The organism is Natronomonas halophila (assembly GCF_013391085.1).
Lineage (GTDB): Archaea > Halobacteriota > Halobacteria > Halobacteriales > Haloarculaceae > Natronomonas > Natronomonas halophila.
In genome coordinates this window covers 1,316,350-1,338,375 of record NZ_CP058334.1, presented here as the reverse complement: position 1 = coordinate 1,338,375, position 22,026 = coordinate 1,316,350, and the positions used below count along the sequence as shown (strand labels likewise).

At 65.3% G+C, this 22,026-nt stretch carries 17 protein-coding genes and 1 tRNA gene; 14 read left to right on the top strand and 4 right to left on the bottom strand.

Annotated elements, in window-relative coordinates; genetic code table 11:
- Positions 1-152 precede the first annotated feature (152 nt).
- From HWV23_RS07330 to HWV23_RS07320, 3 genes are all read right to left on the bottom strand, one after another.
- Positions 153-2,153 carry a hypothetical protein gene (locus HWV23_RS07330; protein ID WP_178289765.1) on the bottom strand — a complete coding sequence of 667 codons (2,001 nt, stop codon included), beginning with the start codon at positions 2,151-2,153 and terminating at the stop codon, positions 153-155.
- Between the two features lie 405 nt (positions 2,154-2,558).
- Positions 2,559-3,677 (bottom strand): tyrosine-type recombinase/integrase, encoded by a 1,119-nt coding sequence (locus tag HWV23_RS07325; RefSeq protein ID WP_178289764.1) that lies wholly within the window; start codon positions 3,675-3,677, stop codon positions 2,559-2,561.
- A gap of 192 nt (positions 3,678-3,869) precedes the next feature.
- Positions 3,870-3,942: transfer RNA gene (locus HWV23_RS07320), tRNA-Arg, on the bottom strand.
- Between the two features lie 141 nt (positions 3,943-4,083).
- On the opposite strand from HWV23_RS07320, the gene HWV23_RS07315 reads away from it, so the two are divergent.
- The 9 genes from HWV23_RS07315 (at position 4,084) to HWV23_RS07275 (ending at position 13,389) form a co-directional block, all read left to right on the top strand.
- Positions 4,084-4,716 carry a DUF7504 family protein gene (locus HWV23_RS07315; RefSeq protein ID WP_178289763.1) on the top strand — a complete coding sequence of 211 codons (633 nt, stop codon included), beginning with the start codon at positions 4,084-4,086 and terminating at the stop codon, positions 4,714-4,716.
- Between the two features lie 118 nt (positions 4,717-4,834).
- The gene (locus HWV23_RS07310) at positions 4,835-6,238 is read left to right on the top strand and encodes a single-stranded DNA binding protein (protein WP_178289762.1); all 1,404 of its coding nucleotides are present in this window, start codon (positions 4,835-4,837) and stop codon (positions 6,236-6,238) included.
- 146 nt (positions 6,239-6,384) lie between these two features.
- On the top strand, positions 6,385-7,338 hold the full coding sequence (locus HWV23_RS07305; RefSeq protein ID WP_178289761.1) for an alpha/beta hydrolase: 954 nt from the start codon (positions 6,385-6,387) through the stop codon (positions 7,336-7,338).
- 162 nt (positions 7,339-7,500) lie between these two features.
- Complete coding sequence (locus HWV23_RS07300; RefSeq protein ID WP_178289760.1) at positions 7,501-8,751, top strand: ABC transporter substrate-binding protein; 1,251 nt, start codon at positions 7,501-7,503, stop codon at positions 8,749-8,751.
- A gap of 7 nt (positions 8,752-8,758) precedes the next feature.
- The gene (locus HWV23_RS07295) at positions 8,759-9,727 is read left to right on the top strand and encodes a branched-chain amino acid ABC transporter permease (RefSeq protein WP_178289759.1); all 969 of its coding nucleotides are present in this window, start codon (positions 8,759-8,761) and stop codon (positions 9,725-9,727) included.
- Between the two features lies 1 nt (position 9,728).
- Entirely contained in the window at positions 9,729-10,943 is a 1,215-nt protein-coding gene (locus HWV23_RS07290; protein ID WP_178289758.1) for a branched-chain amino acid ABC transporter permease, read from the top strand.
- Entirely contained in the window at positions 10,936-11,751 is an 816-nt protein-coding gene (locus tag HWV23_RS07285) for an ABC transporter ATP-binding protein (RefSeq protein ID WP_178289757.1), read from the top strand. The genes HWV23_RS07290 and HWV23_RS07285 overlap by 8 nt, the downstream gene beginning before the upstream one ends.
- On the top strand, positions 11,748-12,461 hold the full coding sequence (locus tag HWV23_RS07280) for an ABC transporter ATP-binding protein (RefSeq protein WP_178289756.1): 714 nt from the start codon (positions 11,748-11,750) through the stop codon (positions 12,459-12,461). The genes HWV23_RS07285 and HWV23_RS07280 overlap by 4 nt, the downstream gene beginning before the upstream one ends.
- Before the next feature lie 88 nt (positions 12,462-12,549).
- On the top strand, positions 12,550-13,389 hold the full coding sequence (locus tag HWV23_RS07275) for a proline dehydrogenase family protein (protein WP_178289755.1): 840 nt from the start codon (positions 12,550-12,552) through the stop codon (positions 13,387-13,389).
- Here the strand turns inward: HWV23_RS07275 and HWV23_RS07270 are convergent.
- Complete coding sequence (locus HWV23_RS07270) at positions 13,376-14,107, bottom strand: helix-turn-helix domain-containing protein (protein WP_178289754.1); 732 nt, start codon at positions 14,105-14,107, stop codon at positions 13,376-13,378. The genes HWV23_RS07275 and HWV23_RS07270 overlap by 14 nt on opposite strands.
- Positions 14,108-14,275: 168 nt before the next feature.
- On the opposite strand from HWV23_RS07270, the gene HWV23_RS07265 reads away from it, so the two are divergent.
- The 5 genes from HWV23_RS07265 to HWV23_RS07245 all read left to right on the top strand — a co-directional run bounded on the left by HWV23_RS07265 (position 14,276) and on the right by HWV23_RS07245 (position 22,014).
- On the top strand, positions 14,276-15,784 hold the full coding sequence (locus HWV23_RS07265; protein ID WP_178289753.1) for an aldehyde dehydrogenase family protein: 1,509 nt from the start codon (positions 14,276-14,278) through the stop codon (positions 15,782-15,784).
- A 242-nt stretch (positions 15,785-16,026) separates the two neighbouring features.
- Complete coding sequence (locus HWV23_RS07260) at positions 16,027-18,984, top strand: transglutaminase domain-containing protein (RefSeq protein WP_178289752.1); 2,958 nt, start codon at positions 16,027-16,029, stop codon at positions 18,982-18,984.
- Entirely contained in the window at positions 18,981-19,526 is a 546-nt protein-coding gene (locus tag HWV23_RS07255) for a DUF7269 family protein (RefSeq protein ID WP_178289751.1), read from the top strand. The genes HWV23_RS07260 and HWV23_RS07255 overlap by 4 nt, the downstream gene beginning before the upstream one ends.
- Entirely contained in the window at positions 19,523-20,749 is a 1,227-nt protein-coding gene (locus tag HWV23_RS07250) for a DUF58 domain-containing protein (RefSeq protein WP_178289750.1), read from the top strand. The genes HWV23_RS07255 and HWV23_RS07250 overlap by 4 nt, the downstream gene beginning before the upstream one ends.
- On the top strand, positions 20,740-22,014 hold the full coding sequence (locus tag HWV23_RS07245) for a hypothetical protein (RefSeq protein ID WP_178289749.1): 1,275 nt from the start codon (positions 20,740-20,742) through the stop codon (positions 22,012-22,014). The genes HWV23_RS07250 and HWV23_RS07245 overlap by 10 nt, the downstream gene beginning before the upstream one ends.
- Positions 22,015-22,026: the final 12 nt, after the last annotated feature.

The window sequence follows — 22,026 nt, the reverse complement described above, 5'->3', positions numbered from 1 at the left end:
CCCCGAACGCCGCGAGACTGTATTAGTTACATCTGAACGGCGTGCCGCTACGCCCTCGCCTGTTCAGTTCAACACTCCCTCGATGAATTGGAGCAGTCGGTAAGACCGTTGGGTCTTCCACATAAGTACCCTAAGTGTAACACCCAACGATTTCAGGAATCCAGTTCAACGAGCGTATCTGATGGTTCACTCCCACATCTTGGCCCTACCCAACTCCACCCACTTGCACCATATTTCTCGGTCCCCTCACTCTCCTCAGCAAGCCCTTCCTCACGAAACGAATTCAGGCACTCATGGATGTAGGACTTATCCGCACCAGACGCCTCCTCAATTTCACGCCGCGTTCGATAGCCCTCCTGAAGCAACTGCATCACGGACTTTCGCTTGCCTGAGATTGAATGATAGCTAACCCCGAGAATCTCATCCGTCAACGACGACGGGCAAACATCGGACCAGACGTACACCAGTGCCGAAGAATCCGACGAGTCAGGATTGCGAGCATACCGTCCTGCCCCTTGAGCGATATTCGCCTCACGAACAGATACCAGAATCTCCCGCGCAGTACCCGTATCTGGACCCTCGAATGAACGGCCTGTCTTTCGAGTTCTCTCCCCATCTTCCGTAGTCGTCATCTCCGGCCATGCAGACCGGCCACCGAGAGCCAGCAAGTCGAGAATGTTCTTGTCGCCGGGGTCGATGCACCCAATGAGCAACCCCAACACTTCGCGTTCGAAGTCGTTCCGACTGTTCTGCCCGCCGTAGTGCATGGTTGGCTCTACGCTCTTTCCATCAAGCGGTGGTGGAGACTTGATACCTGCCTCCTGCATGAATCGGCGTACATCGTCCTCGATGCTCCCCGCAGTGATGCACGTCCGGAACTCATCACCATGTTTCCGCCTGAGCGCGCGAATAAGTCCTTCTGCACGTTCGTCCCCTGCTCCGTCCCACCCGGACGTGTACGAACGGGTCTTATCTCCGACTTGAACGACCGTTAGCCCGCGTTCTTCCTGACGCCATCGACGCCGGTCTGCCGGTGGCAAGACGTTCTCACACGTAAGGTCGTCCATGGTGTTGAGTTGCCAGCGATACTCGGAGGGGAACGCATCAAGTCCGATGATACACCGTGCGTCGGAGAGAGAAGGGTTATACTGGATGTGTCGAAGCTTTCCCTTGCTGTTTAGCACGACTTTGACACCTTGATACTGGCCCATTCTTCGGCCTGACAGGTTCACGTCTTCACCCGCCCATCGGTTTTCGATGATTTCCTCTGCGTTGAGTATCGCCAATCCGATTTCTGAGGCGAGACGATGCGTTTCCTCCCGGCGGAAATACCAGTCCCGGCTTACATCCTCGTCGAGCAAGGTCCGTAGCTCTCGGATTCTTTCGGTGTTTCCGTGGCGGTTAGCGGTCGTTAGGTCTGCGATAGCATACTCGCCATTTGAGCGATACTCAAGGAGGTTCGAGACTGAATCCCGGACCTGTTGGCGTTCCGAATCCTTCAGGTTTAGCGCGTAATCAGGGCGTTCATCGAACACCAAGTTTGCGTCCTCGGTGAGGGCTTCTACGTGAGCAAAGTTCGCGGTCGTGTGAACCACATCGACCGTTGGATTACCGTCGTCGTCTCGAAGCGTTTGCCACCACTGCTTGAGGGCTGGACAGTCTCCGTTCTCCGTACATGGCGTATCACAGTATTTCTCCAGTTCGAGGTGAGCAGAGTAGAAGCCGTTTTTCCGCACGTCACACATCCACTCGAACCACTCAGACGGAGAGTAGCCGTGTGGCGCTGTGAGGGCATCATCGTACTTGCCGGCAGCAGTTGGACAGGTATCCTCTCGGCCTTCGTAAACACGACATGAGACACCATCAGCGGCCTTGCTTTCCGCCACAGCTTCGTCCCGTGCATCCCGAGTTTGGTGAATGTGAATGACGAGGTCGCCACCTGTGACCTCCGGGTATTCGCGCCATGGAGTCGTCGCGATTTGATACGATTTCCCGAGGGAGGTCGGGGCCTTGATGAGGGTGTTTTCTCCGGATTCGAGCGCTGAGAATATGGCACCTTCGAGCCGGTCGCGGGCTTCATCGGTGGTCACTTGATGGGAGTTGTCCGTCGATTCGCTGTAGCCGTCGCTATTTGAGATTGAGTCTGTCGTCATAATCTGAGCTAAATGAAGAATTCTCCGTGGTATCATCCCCCTCGATGTGGCGAATCACTCCGAGAATAACGCGATAGCCACGACTGCTCGAAAGGGAGTCCCGCGAGAATCTGCCTTCACTCTATAAACAAGGTCCAGAACCATAAGAGTGCCGATAACCGCCAGTAGAAGGCGTGATTCTTTCGAAATTTGGAGGTTATTTCCGCGCTTCAACCCCGGGGGTTAGTCCATCAGACTTCGTCTAAAATCCGAGTTAGAGTCCAAAATCTCACGCGTCGAGGATGATGGAACGGGTCGTATGGATGAGTATGCATGATTATGTATAAGACAAAATACCCCTCGATGTATCGGAACGCTCGACTCTAATTCAGCGTGTTGGGCGCTTTACGTTTTGTTAGGCTATTTTCAGCCCATTCGGTCTAAAGCATCCCTCCTGTCCTCTGGTGGGGCGTTGTCGTAGCGCGCAGTCGTACGAACCGACTTGTGGCGTAACTGTGCTCGGGCCGCTGCCAAGCCTTCTTCACGGGCCATGTATGTCCCCACGGAGTGCCGAATCATGTACCACGATACCTTCCGGTTTTCTGTCGGGATACCCGCGCTCTCGAACAGACGGTTTAGGACTTGACGAAGCGAATTCGTCTGATAGGGGTTCCCGAACCGGGTAAGCCACAGCCGGTCTGTACCTTGGTAGAGGTCGTACTGCTTGCGCTCGGTCAACCACCGTTCCAGAGCCTTCGCTGTGCGGTCTTGAAGACTGACTGTCCAGTTCCCGTCATTCTTCGAACTCTCACCCCGAGGAATCCGAAGCAGGGCATTATCAACGTCTACCCATGTTGTCCGGGCACGCTCGACCTCGATTGGTCGTAGACCGGCATCGAGACTTGCCCATACCAAGCTCGGGAATTTCCAACTGTTCGCTCGGTCCCAATCATCGGGCGTTACGTTCTTTTTGTGCTTGCTGAATCGCTGTGCAAGGTAGGCTTTCCATTTGTCTCGCTCCTTGGTCGAGAGATTGTTGTAGGACGGGATTGAGCCGTATTCAAGAGCCGCCTCACGTATCTGACCGCGCTCCTCACGCGTCAGGTAATCGCGTGGCTCTCCCGTCCCAGATGGCTCCGAGAAGACGATTTCAGGCTCCCACAGTTCCCCACCGCGCTCGTGCTTGTGCCATTTGAACAGTCGCTTGAGGGAACTCTGTGTGTTGTTCCGTGAGTAGTTGCCCTCGTCACGGCGTGCGATTTCTTTCATGTAGGCGTTCGCGTGGTCGTGGGATATGCTGGTCGTGTAGCCATCATATTCGGCCCACACCCACCTGTAGAACGCGTCAAGCCGCTCTGCGGTGTTCTTGGTGGTCGCGCGTGCGTACCCCTCTGCTTTGTCGGGGTTCTTACCGAATACCAGTAACCACTCAATCAGCGTTTCCCGATGGTCGATGTAGTCGGTTTGCTGGCGTTCGCTAAGGACCGCGCGCGAGGGTTCGGGAAGGAGGATGATACCCTCCATTTCGCCTCCATCGAGACTCATGCGAGAACCCTGTTCCTTGGCTTCCGTTCGGGAATCGGCACACGGCGCTGGTGCTTTTGCTTGGTCTGACAGGAATTAGAAATCGCCAGACGGCGGTCTATTCGAGAGTATTCGTATTGGTGCTTGGCTTGCGACATGACGTTCTGTTTGTCTTGTCACAGCCGAAAACCGCGGGACGGCGAAGCCGTCATACGTCCGGACGGAGATTTGAACTCCGGTCCCTGGCTCCGCAAGCCAAGAGGATAGTCCACTACCCTATCCGGACTCATTCATCCCTAACCCGGATTGACGTATAGGGGTTACGATTCGACCGCCGGGGGATACGTTCGAACGGCCCGCCGAAACGTATCTGGGGGCTGCCATTAAAGCCAATATATTTATAAATGTAGTCACGTCAAATAAGGCCATGGCTAGGGGGGATGCAGTGAGTGAACCGGTCGATTCGGGGGGAGAGACCGGCCTTGACGGGGCATCGAACGTGCTCGTCCTCTCGTCGACGATGGACGGGGACGCACGGGCGTCGTATTACCAGACGCTACTACCGGGGCCGCCTGAATCGCTCGACGTACTGGCTATCGACTACCGGCAGTCGCCGGACCAGTGGCTCGACGAGTGGGACCGACGGATGGGCGCACGGCCGAAACGATGTACCATCGTCAGCGTCGACGAGACGACGCGGTCGGTCTCCGGGGACTCGCCCCGGACGGCCCATCGGGGGCCGAACACGGTCGCCTGCCTCAAGAGCCCGACCGACCTGACGGGGCTGGGGATTACGATAAGCGAGTATCTCGCCGACGAGGGAACCGACCAGACCGTGTTGACCTTCGATTCGCTGACGGTTCTGCTGCAGTACGTCGACCTCCAGCGGGCCTTCCGCTTTCTCCACGTGCTCGCCAACCGCGTCCAGACGGTCGGTGCGACGGCCTACTACCACATGGACCCCGGCGCCCACGACGACCAGGCCGTGGCAACGCTGACCTCGCTGTTCGACGCCATCGCGGAGTTCGAGGACGGCAGCTGGTCCATCAGCGGTCGATAGTCGCCCGAGGGTTTTTGACCGATAGCGCGACCAACGAGCGTATGCCGACTATCGAACCCACCCTGTCGCACCGACAACGACAACGCTTTTCGGGAGCCCGTGCTTGCCTTCCGTAGCAATGGGCGCTATCGAGGACATCTATGCGGACCTAGAGGCCGACGTCTCCGAGGAGGAGTTCCGCGAGGCCGTCGAGGCGAAGGTCGAACAGATGGGGGGACTGGCGGACGAGGAAACCGCCGCGATGCTCATCGCACACGACCTCGACGGCGGCGAGGTCGACACCATCGCGGACATCGAAGCCGGCCTCGAGGAGGTGAAGTTCCTCGGCAAAATCGTCAGCGTCGGCGAACTGAAAACGTTCGAACGCGACGGTGACGACGAGGACGGCCACGTTCTGAACCTCGAACTCGCCGACGAATCCGGCACCATCCGGGCCGCGCTGTGGGACGACGACGCCGTCGCCGCCAAGGAAGAACTCGAACGCGGGCAAGTCATGCGAATCAAGGGCCGCCCCAAGGACGGCTACAACGGCGTCGAGGTCAACGCCGACCGCGTCGAACCGGACGAGGAGGCCGACATCGATATCGACCTCGACGGCGAGTCGACCATCGACTCGTTGACCCTCGGCCAGTCCGACGTGAATCTCCGCGGCGTCGTCCTCGATTCCGATTCCATCCGAACTTTCGACCGCGACGACGGCAGCGAGGGCCGCGTCTCGAACGTCACGCTGGGCGACGAGACCGGCCGCGTGCGCGTCACCCTCTGGGACGACAAGGCCGACCTCGCGAACGAACTCGATGCCGGACAGAGCATCGAGATTATCGACGGCTACGTCCGCGAGCGGGACGGCAACCTCGAACTCCACGTCGGCGAGCGCAGCGAAATCGACGAACTCGACGAGGCCGTCGAGTTCGTCCCCGACGCTACCGATATCGGCTCGCTGGAACTGGACGAGGAGGCGGACATCGCGGGGGTCGTCCGTTCGGCGGACCCCAAGCGCACCTTCGACCGCGACGACGGCTCGGAGGGGCAGGTCCGTAACATCCGCGTGCAGGACCAGACCGGCGACATCCGCGTCGCGCTGTGGGGCGACAAGGCCGATATCGACCTCGGTCCCGGCGACGAGGTGTTCTGTGCCGACGTCGAGATTCAGGAGGGCTGGCAGGACGACCTCGAAGCCTCCGCCGGCTGGCGTTCGACGGTGACGGTCATCGACGGCGCCGAACCGGACCGCGGCGGCGATTCGGCGGGCCTCGACCAGTTCGCCGACGGCTCCTCGCCCTCTTCGGGTTCGGATGGCGGGTCGAGTTCCAGCGGCAGCGACGGCGAGAGCGGCGGCGCGACCGAGGTCGAGGAGGAGACCGTCACCGGCACCGTCGTCCAGCCCGGTGACCCCGTGATTCTGGACACCGGCGAGGAGACGGTCCACGTCGAAACCGACGCCGATGTCCACCTCGGGCAGGAAGTCACCGTCCGCGGCCACACCGACGACGACCGCTTTATCGCCGACGAAGTTTTCTGACCGGGCATTCGGCGATTCTCTCTTCGAATTTCGTCCTCGAACGGGGCCACGACCTTCGAAGCCCTCGGCCGGTTTGACCTGCGCTTATTAAAAGACGTTTCTGCGGATGGGAGTACGCTCAAGTGGCTCCACGAGCACGCGAAACCATGGCAAACGAAGCAGACGAGCCACACCAGCAGTTGAAGCCGATTCTGGATATGGTCTCTGACACGCCGAACTTCGAAGAGGTCGGCGTCGAGATGGCACGCCAGCAGTTCGACGCGGTATCGGCGTTCACGCCCTCCCACGAGGTTTACGACGAGTTCGATACGCGGGTGCCGGGCGCCGACGGCGAGTTGGACGCGCGCGTCTATCTCGCGGGCGAGGGCGAACGGCCGGTGGTGGTCTACTTCCACGGTGGCGGGTTCGTCGTCGGCGGACTGGACACCCACGACAACATCTGTCAGAAACTGGCCGACGAGAGCGGCTGGAACGTGATTTCGGTGGATTACCGGCTGGCGCCGGAACACCCGTTCCCGGCGGCGCTGGAGGACGCCTACGCGGTGACCGAATGGATAACGGAAAACCCCGATATCGCCAACGGCAACGGGACGGTCGCGGTCGGCGGCGACAGCGCGGGCGCGAACCTCTCGACGGGCGTCTCGCTGATGGCCCGCGACGTCGAGCGAAACGTCACGAGCGAGGAGACAGGTCCGGACATCGCCCATCAGGTGCTCTTCTATCCGGTCTGTGGGTCGCCCTTCGAGGAGTATCCGAGTCGCGAGGAGAACGCCGAGGGGTACTTCCTCGAACGCGATACGATGGAGTGGTTCCACGACCAGTACGTCCAGTCGGCGGTCCACTACCGCAACGAGTACCTCGCGCCGCTTTTGGCCGACGACCTCTCGGGGCTGCCATCGGCGACGGTCGTGACCGCCGGGTTCGACCCGCTGCGCGATGAGGGTATCGAGTACGCCGAGGCGCTCGAAGCCGACGGCGTCGACGTCTTCCACGCCCACTACGAGTCGATGATTCACGGCTTCGCGAGTTTCATCGGGATGGTCGACGCCTCCGACGACGCGATTCGGGCGGCCGTCTCGGGACTGGACGCCACACAGTAACCGTTCTCGGACTGCCCGCGACCCGGGTCGCGGTTCTGCGCTATGGGTGACCTGCCGCAATCGGCCGTTTGCGGGCGGTTTCCCCTGATTTACGGCCCACCCCGACCATGGGAGGGTGCGGATTGACCCTGCTTGTTGTCCTACTGTACTCGTAGATACACCATGAGTGAGGATACCACTAGCAGTACGAACCGACGGACCTTGTTGAAGGCGTCCGGTGCGGCCGGCCTCGCGGCGCTGGCTGGCTGTATCAGTCAGACGGGCAACGGCAACGGAAACGGCAACGGTGACGGGACGGGCCCCTACACCATCGGGATGGTCGATTCGCTGACCGGGTCGCTGTCGGCCTTCGGCGAACGGAACCAGCGGGGGAAGGACCTCGCGCTCGGCCGCGTCAACGACGTCACCATCGACGGCCGCGAACTGGCGATTACCGTCGAGGACGACGAATCCGAGAGTCAGGGCGGGGTTTCGGCCGCCCAGAAACTCGTCAATCAGGACGACGTGCCGTTCCTCATCGGCGCGGTCGGGTCCGGCGTCTCCTTGGCGATTTACGAGAGCGTCATCGAGAGCACCGACGTCGTCCAGTTGAGCCAGAACTCTACGGGGCTCAATCTGACGGAGTTCCCCGGCCTGCTTCGGATGTCACCGACCGGTCGCACCCAGTCGCTCGCGCTCTCGAACATCATCGCGGAGGACGGCTACGACGAGATCGCGGTCACCTACGTCAACAACGACTACGGCCAGAGCCTCACCGACGCCTTCGTCGATGCCTACGAGGGCGACGTCGTCTACAACTCCCCGCACGACCAGGAACAGCAGTCCTACTCCAGCGTCATCTCCGAGATGAACGACTCCGGGGCCGAGGCGTGGCTGTTCATCACCTATCAGGCGGAGTTCGCGACGATGGTCAACGAGGCCTACTCCAGCGGCTACGAGGCCCAGTTTTACGGCGCCGACTCCGTCTCCGGCGACAACGTCCTCGAGAACACCCCCGAAGGCAGCATGGACGGCATGAAAATCGTCGTCCCCTCCGCGCCCGTCGACCAGGAGAACTACCAGGAGTTCGCCAGCGCCTTCGAGGCGGAATACGACCAGCAGCCGACCGCGTGGGCCGCCTACGCCTACGACTGCGTCGTCAACGCGGCGCTGGCGATTCAGGCCGCCGACGAGTTCTCCGGCGCCGCGCTGCAGGAGACCGTCCGGGAGGTCTCCCGTCCCGAGGGCGAGAAAGTGACCTCCTTCGAGGCCGCAAGCCAGATTCTCGCCGACGGCGGCACCCCGAGCGACGTCGACTATCAGGGTGTTAGCGGTCCCATCGACTTCAACGAGGACGGCGACCCCGTCGGCTACCTGCAAATCCTGACTGTGGAAGACCACGACTACGTCGGCACCGGCTTCATCGAGTCGTAATCCACCAATGGCCCTTCTCGAATATCTGGCGAACGGCCTGGTGTTCAGCAGCATCATCGTCCTCGGGAGTATCGGCCTCTCGTTGATTTACAGCATCGCGGATTTCGCCAACTTCGCCCACGGGGACACGATGACCGTCGGCGCCTACGGGGCCTTCGTCACCTTCGGCGCCATCGGCGGCATCACCGGCGGCATCCTGAGCCTCCCGCTCGGCTTTTTCATCGCGCTGCTGGTCGGGATGGTCGTCGCCGTCGTCGTTGCGGTGATTACGGACCGAATCATCTACGAACCGCTCGACGTGGGCTCTATCGGGATGCTCATCACCTCCATCGGCGTCGCCTTCGTCTATCGGGCCATCATCCAGATGGGCTTCGGCGCCGACTTCACGCGGTACGACCTCCCGACGCTACGCCCCATCGAGTGGCTCATTCCCTACGGCATCCGCATCACCGAACACGACGTCGCAATCGTGATTACGGCGGCCGTGCTCGTCGTCGGCCTGCACCTGCTGTTGCAGCATACCGACCTCGGCCGGAAGATGCGTGCGATGGCCGACAACCCCGACCTCGCGCGGGTCAGCGGCATCCGAACCGACCGCGTCAAACTCGTCGCGTGGGTCATCGGCGCCGGCCTCGCCGGTGCCGGCGGCGTCTTCCTCGGCCTCTTCAACCAGCTGGCTCCCCGGATGGGCTTTAACCTCTTGCTCATCATCTTCGCGGCGGTCATCCTCGGCGGTATCGGATCGGTCTACGGGGCCGTCCTCGGCGGCTTCCTCATCGGCATGATAAACCAACTGACACCGATCCTCTCCGATATCCGGCTTCTCACCGACTTCGGGTCGTACGTCCCGTACGTTCCCGACAGCGTCGGCATCACCATCGGCATCGAGTACGCCAACGCCATCGCGTTCGTCATCATGGTGGCCGTCCTGCTCGTGCGTCCGAACGGTATCGCTGGCGACGGGGAGGGGGCCTGAGATGAGTCTCCGTTCCGCCCCCGGCGAGTTCTGGGGGAATCTCACGAAACCCGAACAGGGCGTCACCGTCCTCATCGGCGCGTTCGCGTTCCTCCTCTTCATCGGCCTCGTGACCGGCTGGCTCGGCCCGACGTACTTCCTGTACGTCGTCGGTCTCGCGGGGATGTACGCGCTGCTGTCCTTCGGCCTGAACTCCCAGTGGGGCTTTACCGGCCTCATCAACTTCAGCGTCGCCGCCTTCTTCGGCGTCGGCGCCTACGGTGCGGCCCTCATGAGCGGGAACACCTCGCCGATTGCCGGCGATTACCTGCCGGTGTTCGGCCTCGTCGTCGCGTTGATTCTTGCGGCCGTGCTGGCGGTCCTCATCGGCGTGCCGACGCTGCGACTCCGCGCGGATTATCTCGCGATTGCCTCGCTCGGCCTCGCCGAAGTCGTCCGCCTCGTCGTTCTCAACGAGCGCGAATGGACCAACGGCAGCGCCGGGGTTCGCGGCATCCCGAGTTTCTTCGAAGGGTGGCCGCTTCTGGCGACGTTCCCGAGCGCGATGCCCGGCCTGGAGATACTCATCATCCCCGGGTCGCCCATCGTGCTCGATTCCTCGTTCTGGCGCGCGCTTTTGAACGTCGCGCTCGTGTTGGCGCTTGCCGGCGGCAGTTACGCCGTCCTCAAGCGTGCTCACCGCTCGCCGTGGGGGCGCGTCCTCCGGACGATTCGCTCCGACGAGGACCTCGCGCGAGCGCTCGGGAAGAACACCTACTCGTTCAAGATGCAGTCGTTCGTCCTCGGGAGCCTCATCATGGCGCTTGCGGGCGTCTTCTACGCGCATCTGAACCTCTATGTCAGCCCCGGCGACCTCGACCCGATTACGACGTTCTACGTCTGGGTCGCGGTCATCCTCGGCGGCAGCGGCTCGAACCGCGGCGCGCTCTTCGGCGGCATCATAGTCGTCGCCATCCGCGAGGGCACGCGGTTCCTCAACGAAATCATGATTCCCGTCGGCATCTCGCCGGTGCGATACGTCCCGCTGCCGTTCGACGTCGCGCCGCTGCGCCTGTTGCTCATCGGCGTCATCATCATCCTCGTCATGCGGTTCCGACCGCAGGGTGTGTTGCCGCCACAGCGGGAACTCATCTGGCCGAGTTCCATCGACGACGCCGCGCCGGAACGACCCGACTCCGGCGTTCGTGACGTGAAGGCAGGTGAAGACAATGAGTGAGTCCGAATTCGATGACACCGACGAATCGACTGATTCCGAATACGACAACGTCGTCCTGCACGTCGAGGACCTCCAGAAGCGCTTCGGTGGCCTCGTCGCGACCGACCACGCCACCTTCTCGGTCGAACGCGGGACGATTACCGGCCTCATCGGGCCGAACGGCGCCGGCAAATCGACCATCTTCAACCTCATTTCGGGGTTCTACGAACCGGACGGCGGCACCGTCACCGTCAACGGCACCGACGTCACCGGCGCCGAACCCTACCAGGTGGCCGACCACGGCCTCATCCGCACGTTCCAGACGCCGCGGAAACTGGAAGGGATGACCGTCCGCGAGGCGATGCTCGTCGGCCCGCGCAGCCAGCCCGGCGAGTCCTTTATCAAACTGTTCACCTCGCCCGGCGCCGTCGGCGAACACGAATCGAAGAACCTCGAAGACGCCCAGCGCATCCTCGAGGAGTTCGAAATCGACCACCTCGCGACCCAGCCCGCCACTGACATCTCCGGCGGGCAGATGAAACTGGTCGAGTTGGCCCGCGCCATGCTGGCCGAGCCGGAAATCCTCCTGCTCGACGAACCAGTCGCCGGCGTCAACCCGACGCTCCGGAACAAACTCGCCGACCAGATTCGCCGCCTCAACGAGCAGGGCACGACCTTCCTGCTCATCGAACACGACATGGAGTTCGTCATGAAACTGGCCGACCCCGTCGTCGTCCTCGACCAGGGCAGCGTCCTCATGGAGGGGCCGCCCCAGCGGGTCCAGTCCGACCCCCGTGTCATCGAGGCGTACCTCGGAGGTGGCACGTGAGCGCCGACCACGTACTGTCGCTGTCGGACGTCGACGGCGGCTACGGCGAGGTACAGGTTCTCGACGACCTCACCCTGCATCTCGATGCGGGCGAAATCGTCTGTCTCATCGGCCCGAACGGCGCCGGCAAGTCGACTGTCCTCAAGACGGCCTTCGGCATGCTGACGCCGTGGGAGGGGTCGGTCACCTACCACGGCCGCGACATCAGCGGGATGGCGCCCGAAAACATCGTTCGTGAGGGCATCGGCTACGTCCCCCAGACCGACAACGTGTTCGGGTCGCTGACCATCGACGAGAACCTCCGCATGGGCGGCGTCGCCCGGAAGGACGGCCTCGAATCGGTCATGAGAGACCTTTACGACCGCTTCGAGATCCTCCGCGAGAAGAAGAGCGCGAAGGCGCGGACCCTCTCGGGGGGCCAGCGACAGGTGCTGGCTTTCGCCCGCGCGCTCGTGATGGAACCCGACGTGCTGCTCATCGACGAGCCGTCGGCCGGGCTTGCGCCCAACACGGCCGACGAGGTTTTCGAGGACGTGCAGGCGGTCAACGACATGGACACGGCAATCCTCATGGTCGAACAGAACGCGACCAAGGGTCTCGGCATCTCCGACCGCGGCTACGTCCTCGACCAGGGGACCGTCCGCTTCGAGGGCACCGCCGACGACCTGCTGGACAACGAGGAAGTCTCACAGCTGTATCTCGGCGGCTAACCGCCGGATTCCGGAACTTCCGGCGCTCTTTTGGCCATCCGACCATGGTCGGGACGGGCTTGAGGCCGCTGGCCAACCGACTACGAGTATGCTCCCACCTATCGCTAGCAACTTCGTCGCGGGCGAAGATGCTGCGACGGCTATCGACCACGTCAGGGACTGCAACGACGACGGCGTTCGGGCCATCCTCAACCTACTCGGCGAACACTACGACAAGCGCGCGCCGGCCGACGCGGACGCCCGCGCGTACATGGACCTCATCCGCGATATCGACGAGGCGGGCGTCGACGCCTGCGTCTCCGTCAAGCCCTCGCAAATCGGTCTCGACGTCGGCGACGAGGCCTTCCGTGAGAACCTCGCGAGCATCGTCGAAGTCGGACAGGAACACGACTGCTTCGTCTGGATCGACATGGAAGACCACACGACGACGGACGTGACCCTCGATGCCTTCGAGGAACACGCGCTGGCGACCGACGGCGACGTCGGGGTCTGCATTCAGGCGAACCTCAAGCGGACCGCTGAGGACATCGAGCGCCTCGCGAACCTGCCCGGCAAAGTGCGACTCGTCAAGGGCGCCTACGACGAGCCGAAATCGGTCGCCCACAAGGGCGGCGAGAACGTCGATGCTGCCTACCGCGACCTGCTGGAATACGCCTTCGAGGAGTTCGATGATGGCGTCGCCGTCGGCAGCCACGACCCCGCGATGCTCGACTATGCTGCGGACCTCCACGAAGAACACGGCACCCCCTACGAGGTCCAGATGCTGATGGGCGTCCGTGAGGGGGCCCAGCGGAACCTCGCCGCCGAGGGCGTTCCCACCTACCAGTACGTCCCCTACGGCAACAAGTGGTTCTCCTACTTCTACCGGCGAATTCGGGAGCGAAAATCGAACGCGCTGTTCGCACTGCGTGCGGTTATCGGTCGCTAGACGGGTCCAGCAGTTTCGCTTCGGCCTTTCGCAGGTGTTCCAGAAGCGTCGTCTTCGAGACGTCGAGTTCGTCCGCCAAGTCGCGCGTCGAACAGCCACGGGGCCACTCGTAGTAGCCCATCTCGCGTGCGAGGTCGAAGACCTTCCGCTGGGTCGGCGTCAGGGCGTCGAGGCGGCGGTTCCGCTCACGACTGCCGGTCTCGCCCGCGGAGGCGATGCGTTCGATGGTGACCTCAGCGCTCGCGTCCTCGCGGACGCCGTCGAGGGCCGATTGGATGTCGCCGCGCTCGCCGGCGAAACTCACCTGCCAGTACTCGCGGCCGTTCTGGATGCGGACCGGCTGGCTGTGGACGAAACCGTGTTCGAGCAACACCGGACAGACCATGTCGCCGGGGTCGTATTCGAGGAAGAACTCCCGGACGACGTTGCCCGGCGCCGCGTGGCCGGTGCCGAATCGCTCCTGTAGTTCGAGCAACTCGCCGCTGTGTGGCGAGGATTCGATGGTCGACAGCAACTCCTCGATTTCCTCGGTGCTGTCGGCAAACGCCGTAAACAGGCCGTTGACGGAGTCCCGTTCGATGTCCGCCTTCGGCGTATTATAAATCGCGTGTGCCAGCACACCGCCCGGTACCTCCGACGTCGACTCGCAGGCCCAACAGTTCGGATGCCACAAATCGAGCGTGAGCCGTGTTCCAGACCCGGACTGTGCGTTACTCATCGTATTGGAAAGGGTATCAACCAGTATGAGGTTGCCGATGGTTCAAAATCGGCCCGACCATGGTAGGGTGGTGCTACTTTCGAGGCTTTTCGGCGCACTGTGGTCGGATTGGTTCCACCCGTCCATGGGCGGGATGGGATACTGGGTCATCCGAGACGACGTCACCGTATGGAGCAACACGCACACTACATCGACGGCGAGTGGGTATCCGGCGAGGAGACCTTCGAGAGTACGAACCCGGCGACCGGCGAGTCGCTCGGGGAGTTCCCACGAGGGACCGAAGACGACGTGGCCGCGGCGGTCGACGCTGCCGAGGAGGCCTTCGAGGAATGGCGCGAACTCTCCTACCCGAACCGCGCCGAGTACCTCTGGGACGTCTACGAGGAACTGAAGGCCCGCACCGACGAACTCGGCGAACTCGTCACCCGCGAGTGCGGCAAGGAGATTTCGGAGGGCCGCGCCGACATCGTCGAGGCCGCCCACATGGTCGAATGGGCCGCCGGCAACGGCCGCCACCCCCACGGCGATGTCGTCCCCTCGGAAATCGCGAGCAAGGACGCCTACATGCGCCGCAAACCCCGCGGCGTCGTCGGCTGTATCACGCCGTGGAACTTCCCCATCGCCATCCCCTTCTGGCACATGGCCGTCGCGCTGGTCGAGGGCAACACCGTCGTCTGGAAGCCCGCCGAACAGACGCCCAAGTGCGCCCACGCCATCGCGGAACTGATGGTCGACGCCGGGATTCCCGAGGGCGTCTTCAACATGGTTCAGGGCTACGGCGACGCCGGCGCCGCCATCGTCGACAGCGACGTCGAGACGGTCCTCTTTACGGGCAGCGCCGAAGTCGGCCACGGCATCGCCGACGAGGTCGGCGGCACGCCCGGCAAACTCGCGGCCTGCGAGATGGGCGGCAAGAACGCCGTGCTGGTCACCGACGAGGCGGACCTCGACCTCGCGGTGCCCGCCGCGACCCTGTCGAGTTTCAAGACGACCGGCCAGCGCTGTGTCTCCAGCGAACGGCTCATCGTCCACACGGACGTCTACGACGAGTTCAAGGAGCGCTTCGTCGCCGCCGCCGAGAAGGTCGCGGTCGGCGACCCCCTCGACGAGGGCACCTTCATGGGGCCGCTCATCGAGGCCGAACACCGCGAGAAGGTCCAGAAATACAACGACCTCGCCCGCGAGGAGGGCGTCGACGTGCTCGTCGACCGCGCCGACCTCGGCGCCGACGAGATACCCGACGGCCACGAGGACGGCCACTGGATCGGCCCGTTCGTCTACGAGACGGAGTACGACCCGGACCTCCGCTGCATCCACGAGGAGGTCTTCGGCCCCCACGTCGCCCTCATCGAGTACGAGGGCGACATCGAGCGCGGCGTCGAACTCCAGAACGCGACGCTGTACGGCCTCGCCGGCTCCATCATCAGCGAGGACTACCGGCAGATCAACTACTACCGCGACCACGCGGAACTCGGCCTCGCCTACGGAAACCTGCCGTGTATCGGTGCCGAGGTCCAGTTGCCGTTCGGCGGCGTCAAGAAGTCCGGTAACGGCTACCCCTCCGCGCGTGAGGTCATCGAGGCCGTCACCGAACGGACGGCGTGGACGCTGAACAACTCCTCGGATATCGAGATGGCACAGGGTCTCTCGGCGGACATCAAGACCGAGGACGACTGATGGCCGTCTCGACGGAAGTCGCGGCCTGTCTCCGCTGTGGCGCACCGACCGCGTTCATCGCTGGTAACCGCTACTGTGCGGACTGCGGCTGGCGCGAATGTGCCGGCGCTGACTAACGACAAGCGGAACCCTTCGACCCTCATTTCTGCAGCCGTTTCCTCCCCGACCAGCCGCGGGCCTACTTCGTTCCCCGCGCTTTCCCGGGGTAACCACTTTGGGTATCCGTGAACCCAACGTGGGTAGTGCGACTCGCCTCGCTCGTCGTCGTGGGTCTCTGTGTCGCAGCACTCGCCCTCGCCGCGCCGCAGATAGCGACCGATGAGCCGCCGCTATCGGCCACCTTCGGTGAGGACGACGACGAGGCCGCCCCCGACTACGGCCCTATCGAGGGGTCGTATTTCCGGGTGGCGAGTTACGACCGCTATACCGGGCAGGGATGGGAACGGACCAGCGGGCCATCGACGACCGATGCGCTCGGCCCGCCGCCCGGGGAATCTGACCGCGTGACTATCCGATACGAGGTGCAAGCGCCCGTTCGGACGACACCGGCACTGTGGCGACCGACGGCCTACGAAGGTCCCGAAGTCGCCGTCTTCGCCGGCGCGCCCGAACCAGTCGCGGAACTGCAACCGGGCGACCAGTTTACCGTCACTTCGCGGCGGCCGGTCTGGACCGAGGGCGACCTCCGGAACGCGGGCACCGACTATCCTGCCGAAGTCCAACGGTATCGGCAACTCCCCGACGACACGCCCGCGGAACTCGATACGGTCGCCAGCGAGGCGACAGCCGACGCCGAAACGCCCTACGCGAAAGCCGTCGCGGTCAACCGCTGGCTCCAGCAGGAGAAGAACTACTCGCTGTCGGTCGACCGTCCCCGAAGCGACGTCGCGACGGCCTTCGCGACCGAAATGGATGCCGGCTACTGTACCTACTTCGCGACGACGATGGCCGCCATGCTGCGCGCCGAGGGCGTGCCCGCCCGCTACGTCACCGGCTACTCGCCGTACGAACAGGTCGGGGCGGGCGAGCACGTCATCCGGGGCAAGCACGCCCACACGTGGGTCGAGGTCTACTTCCCGGGCGTCGGCTGGATCCCCTTCGACCCCACGCCCGAAACCGAGCGCGCGGCGGCCCGCGGCGTCGCGACCGCCGAAGACGCTGCCGACGAGGAATCGGCGCTCCGCGGCAGGTTCTCGACGCTGACACAGGAAGGCGAGGAGTCATCGGGCTGGCGGCAACTCGACGTCGCTATCGAAGTCGATGGCTCGCTCGTTCCCGGTACCGAAACGACGGTCATCGTCCGCGACCCCGAGACCGGCGACCCGATATCGGACGCGCAGGTGCGGTTCAACGGGAACCCGGTCGGGCGGACGGACGCGGAGGGGATGGTCACTGCCACGGTCCCCTACGCCGAGAACCTCACCGTCGCGGCCTACGTCTACGAGGGCGAGGGTGACCCGCCGCCGGTCGTCGGTAGCGACCCTTCGGCAGGGACGGCAACCGGCGGCTCGAACAGCATTCAGGACCTCCGGTATGCTGGCCCCGACGCGCGTCTCTCGGGAAGCATCACCGCCCTTTCCGACGAGGTGCTCTTCCGCGCGACGGTGACCGAGGGAACGGTCGTCCGGCGCGGCGACCCGGTCGAGGACGGCGCGGTCGGCACGCCCGAGGACGACGCGACTCCGGTGGCGGCGTCACTCATCGGGGAACACCCACGGGCGAGCACGACGGCGACGCTCGGTAGCGAGCGGACCTTCGCGTTGAACACGACCATCGACGTCGCCCTGACGCCCGGCCGCGAGGAGAACGGGACGGTCCGATTCGACGAACGTTTCGATGTGCTGCCCGGCCGCCCGCTTCGGGTCGAAGCCACCATCGAAGGCGAACCCGTCGCCGACGCGACGGTGCTGGCGGGCCAATCCGAGGCAACGACGAACGCCGAGGGCGTCGCGGTCGTCCCGACCCCCTACGAGCGCCCGGCCGAGATACGCGTCGAACGCGGGGCCGCCTCCGGCAACGTATCGATTTCGGTTCAGGGACGGCTCGACGCCACGTTCGAGGGCGAACCGGCTCCCGGCGCCTCGTGGCGGGTCACCGCGACCGTCGAGGGCGCGCCCGTCGAGAACGCGACGGTGACCAACGGCGTCGAGCGGGCCACGACCGACGCGGACGGCCGGGCGCGGATTCCGGCGCCGTACGGCCCCGGCCGCTTCACCGTCCAGCGCGGTGACTTCGAGGCCTCTCGGCCGATTCGCCCGCGGGTTGATGAGGCTTCCATCGACCTCTCGGAGCCGGTTCCGGGCCTGTCCGTCCGACTCCGCGCGAGCGTCGGCGACTACCCGCTGCGCGCCGCGACGGTCTCCATCGACGGGGGGGTCGTCACCGAAACCGACGCCCTTGGCGGTGCCCGAATCCGGTTACCCTACGCCGAAACGACTACGGTGGTCGTCGAGCGCGGTGAGGCCCGCGCGGAACTGACGCCCGTGCTGCCGACCGACATCGCTGTCGAAACCCGGGGGCTGGCCTATCCGGGCGGCACCGTCGACGTTCGGGCGACGCTCGGCGGCGCGCCCGTCGCGAACGCGACGATACTGGCCGGCGGTGAGGCCGTCGGCACGACGGACGCGAACGGCGAGGCGACCGTGGGGGTGCCCCCGAGGGCGGGGTCACTCACTATCGCAGTCGAACGCGGCGCGGCCTCGGGGTCGGCGCATGCCGGCTATCCGGCCGTCTACTGGCTGCTCGCGCTCATCGTCTGTGGCACCGCCGTCGCCGTCTTCGGCACGCGCGGGTCGGTTCGAGCCGTCGCCCGAAACCCGCGGCATCTCCTCGCCGCGGCTGGCGACGCGCTCGAAACGCTTGCCGCGGATTTCGCGGACCTGCTCGCCACGCGGGATGCGGGTACATCACCGACGCCCCGCCCCGACGAGGCGGCCGAGGTGACGGGACCGTTTCTCGTCGAACCGGCCGACGACAACGACGTGTATCAGGCGTGGGCGGCCCTCGCCGACGGTCTCGACGGTACCCAACGGACGCCCGCGGCCGTCGCCGAGGAGGCGCTCGAACACGGGCTGCCGGCCGACGCGGTGGCCGAACTGACGACCCTCTTCCGTGAGGTACGATACGGCGACGGCGACCCGACCGAGGAACGCGAACGGCGCGCTCGCGAGGCCATCGAGGACATCCGGGAGGCGACATGAGAACGGACCTCGCTGCCGTTGGCGCGACGCTGGTGGTCGCCGGCACCGTTTTCTCACTTTCGCCGTCCCTCGGCGGCGGATTCTCGTCGGCTGTCACGCCGACCATGCTCGCGGCACTCGGCGGTGTAGTCGCACTCGCGGGCGTCCTCGGTCTCTCGCTGGACGCCGAGAACCCTGGGGAGGCGTCCCCGACGTCCGAATCGCCGCCGGGCGACCTGCTCGGCGCGGAGTTCGACGAGACGCTGGCACGAATCGAGCGAATGAGCAGCACGGAACTGCGGCGCTCCGAGGCGCCCGAAGACGTCCGCCAGCGCCTTCGGGAGGCCGCGATAGCCGCCACCGCTCGACGGGAGGGACTCGACCGGGAGGCGGCCGCCAGTCGGGTCGACAGCGGCGAATGGACCGACGACCCCGTGGCGGCCGCCTTCCTCGGGTCGCCGCGTGCTCCGGCGTCGGTGCGGTGGCGCGAGGCACTGTCGGCGACGCCGCGGACCGTCTCGCGTGCCAGACACACTGCGCGCGTGCTGGAGGGGATGATATGAGGAGTGGCCTGCTCGCGGCGGCGCTCGGCATCGCCGGCGTGGGTGCGTTCGTCGGGCGGCCGGCCGTCGTTCTGCTCGCGGCGGTACCGCTTGCCGGCCTCGCTGCCGGGTCGCTGACGGCGCCGCGGACGCCCAGCGTCTCGGTCTCGCGAACGCTCTCGACGGACTCGCCCGAACTCGGCGAGCGGGTGACCGTCCGCGTTGCGGTCACCAACGAGGGGCGGTCGATAGCCGACTGCCATATCGCCGACGACCTGCCGTCGGCTATCGGCGCGCTGGACGCGACTGAGACGAGCGTGCGCCTGCCCTCGGGGGCGACGGCGACGCTGGAATACACTGTCGTCGCTCGCCGCGGGACGTACGCGTTCGGCGACGTGACGGTCACGTCGCGGGGGCTGACGGCCGACGCGTCGGTCTCCGAGGCCGTCGAAACGACGTTTCGGTGTCGGCCCGAGAGCCGACCGCTGTCGCTGCGACCGACGGTGCGCCGACGGGCCGGCGACCGGAGCAGCGACACTGCCGGCAGCGGCGTCGAGTTCCACTCGGTGCGTGAATACCGGCCCTCGGATTCCCAGCGGCGTATCGACTGGCGCCGATTCGCCCGCTCCGGGGAGTTGACGACCGTCGAGTTCCGCGAGGACGCCCCCGAGTCGCTGCACCTGCTCGTGGACGCGCGCCCGCTGTGTGCGGTCCGGGGCGGCGCCGCCGAACCGACCGCGGTGGCCTACTGTGCGGACGCCGCCGAGCGGTTGGCGGCGGCGCTGACGAACCGTGGCATCGAGGTCGGTATCGGCCTGTATCCGGAGTCGCCGGTCGCGGTGCCGCCCGGAAGCGGACGCCCGCACCGCGAGCGGGTCCGCCGACTCCTCGACCGACACGGCGCGTTCCCGTGGGGTGACGGCGAGGTTTCCGCTCCGACGGAGGTACCAACGGCCGATGGCGGCCTTCCCGAGCGGCTTCGTCGAACGGGTCGGGTCGTGCTGCTTTCGCCCTGCCTCGACGACCGGCCGGTCGAGTTCGTCGAGTCGGTCCACGGCAGCGGCGGCGATATCGGCCTGCTATCGCCCGCCATCGGCGGTGATTCTCCGGGTGCGGTCATCGAACGCGCCGAGCGCGCCGGACGGCTGGACCGGCTCTCGGGGGCCGGCATCCGGGTCGTCGACTGGGACGTCGAGGCGCCGCTCGAACGCGCCGTCGCGGAGGTGTTCGAGACGTGGACGTGAGGCGGATTACGGCCGCCGCGGGGACGCTCGCGGCGGTCGGCGCGGTACTGCTGCTCGGTGTGCCGCTCCCGGCCATCGCCGCTGGCGGTCTCGGTGCGGTCGCCGCGTGGGGTGCCAACCGCGGGACTGCCGGGACCGCGGCGGCGAGTCTGGCGCTTTCGGCGGCGGTTCTGCTGGCAGCCTTCGGCGCGCCGAGCGCCGCGACGGCGGCCGGAACCCTCGCGGCACTGGTGGCCGCTATCGGCCTCGCTGGCTGTCTCGCCGCAGCGGTCGGCGACGGGCAGCGCGGCTCGGTCGGCGCGCTCGTCGGCGCGTGGGCGGCGCTGTGTCTGCTTCCGGTCGGCTGGTTCGCGGTATCGGTCGCCTCGGCACAACCCGCGGGGAGCCTGCTCGGCGCCCGCCTTACGTGGCTCGGCCCCGGGTTCGTGGCTCTGGTCGTCCCTGGCATCCTCGCGGCCGGTGCCGGCGCCGTCGCGGTCGGCGGCTGGCGGGATGCCGACCTTCCGCCGTTGCTGCTCACCATCGCTCCGGCGGGCGCGCTGGCGGGCGGGGCGGCCATGCTGGCCGCGGACGGCGCGAACATCGACGCGCTGCTCGCCGGTATCGTGGCAACGGCGCCGCTCGCCTACGCTCTGGTGTGGGCGGCGACGATGGCGTTGTTGGCGACCGCACTCGCCGCAACCGTCGCGGCGACGGACCACCGATACCGACGGCCGCCGATGTGGGCGGCGGTGGCGACCGGCCCGACGGTGCTCGCTGTCGTCGTCGCGTTCGATGGAGGTGTTCTCGTTCGGCTGATACTCGCCGGAGTGCCGCCCGCAAGCGGTGCGGTCGGCGCGATTGCGGAGACGGCACCGGGCGACGCCGCTCGGTCCTTCGTCGCGGCGGTGACGCTCGCGGGACTGGCACTGGCGCTCGTCGTCCCGATTCGGACGCCGGTTCTCGGCCGCGCGGTTGCCGGGCGGCCGGCCGGGGTCGGCGTCGGCTGTTTGCTGGTCGCCGTCGCACTTGCGGGGGAGTCGGCGCCCGTGACAGCCCTTGCCGGGTCGCTCGCGGTGCTGGCGTGGGTGTTGCTCGCGCCGACGGAGGGAATCGAGCCACCGCCGCGGACGGAACTCGCCCGTATCGGCGTGACGGCCAGCGCCGTCGGCGTCGGCGCGGTCGCTGTGGTGGCGCTTTCGGGCAGGGTGCCGGCGGCCGACCCCGGTCTTGGCGGAGCGCTGTTGCTTTCGGGCGTCGTCGCGCTCGGGTTGGCGATGCGGTAGCCCGGTGCCGCT

Coding starts and splice junctions, on each gene's coding strand:
- HWV23_RS07330 (WP_178289765.1), bottom strand. CDS start 2,153: ATGACGACAGACTCAATCTCAAATAGCGACGGCTACAGCGAATCGACG.
- HWV23_RS07325 (WP_178289764.1), bottom strand. CDS start 3,677: ATGAGTCTCGATGGAGGCGAAATGGAGGGTATCATCCTCCTTCCCGAA.
- HWV23_RS07315 (WP_178289763.1), top strand. CDS start 4,084: ATGGCTAGGGGGGATGCAGTGAGTGAACCGGTCGATTCGGGGGGAGAG.
- HWV23_RS07310 (WP_178289762.1), top strand. CDS start 4,835: ATGGGCGCTATCGAGGACATCTATGCGGACCTAGAGGCCGACGTCTCC.
- HWV23_RS07305 (WP_178289761.1), top strand. CDS start 6,385: ATGGCAAACGAAGCAGACGAGCCACACCAGCAGTTGAAGCCGATTCTG.
- HWV23_RS07300 (WP_178289760.1), top strand. CDS start 7,501: ATGAGTGAGGATACCACTAGCAGTACGAACCGACGGACCTTGTTGAAG.
- HWV23_RS07295 (WP_178289759.1), top strand. CDS start 8,759: ATGGCCCTTCTCGAATATCTGGCGAACGGCCTGGTGTTCAGCAGCATC.
- HWV23_RS07290 (WP_178289758.1), top strand. CDS start 9,729: ATGAGTCTCCGTTCCGCCCCCGGCGAGTTCTGGGGGAATCTCACGAAA.
- HWV23_RS07285 (WP_178289757.1), top strand. CDS start 10,936: ATGAGTGAGTCCGAATTCGATGACACCGACGAATCGACTGATTCCGAA.
- HWV23_RS07275 (WP_178289755.1), top strand. CDS start 12,550: ATGCTCCCACCTATCGCTAGCAACTTCGTCGCGGGCGAAGATGCTGCG.
- HWV23_RS07270 (WP_178289754.1), bottom strand. CDS start 14,107: ATGAGTAACGCACAGTCCGGGTCTGGAACACGGCTCACGCTCGATTTG.
- HWV23_RS07265 (WP_178289753.1), top strand. CDS start 14,276: ATGGAGCAACACGCACACTACATCGACGGCGAGTGGGTATCCGGCGAG.
- HWV23_RS07255 (WP_178289751.1), top strand. CDS start 18,981: ATGAGAACGGACCTCGCTGCCGTTGGCGCGACGCTGGTGGTCGCCGGC.
- HWV23_RS07250 (WP_178289750.1), top strand. CDS start 19,523: ATGAGGAGTGGCCTGCTCGCGGCGGCGCTCGGCATCGCCGGCGTGGGT.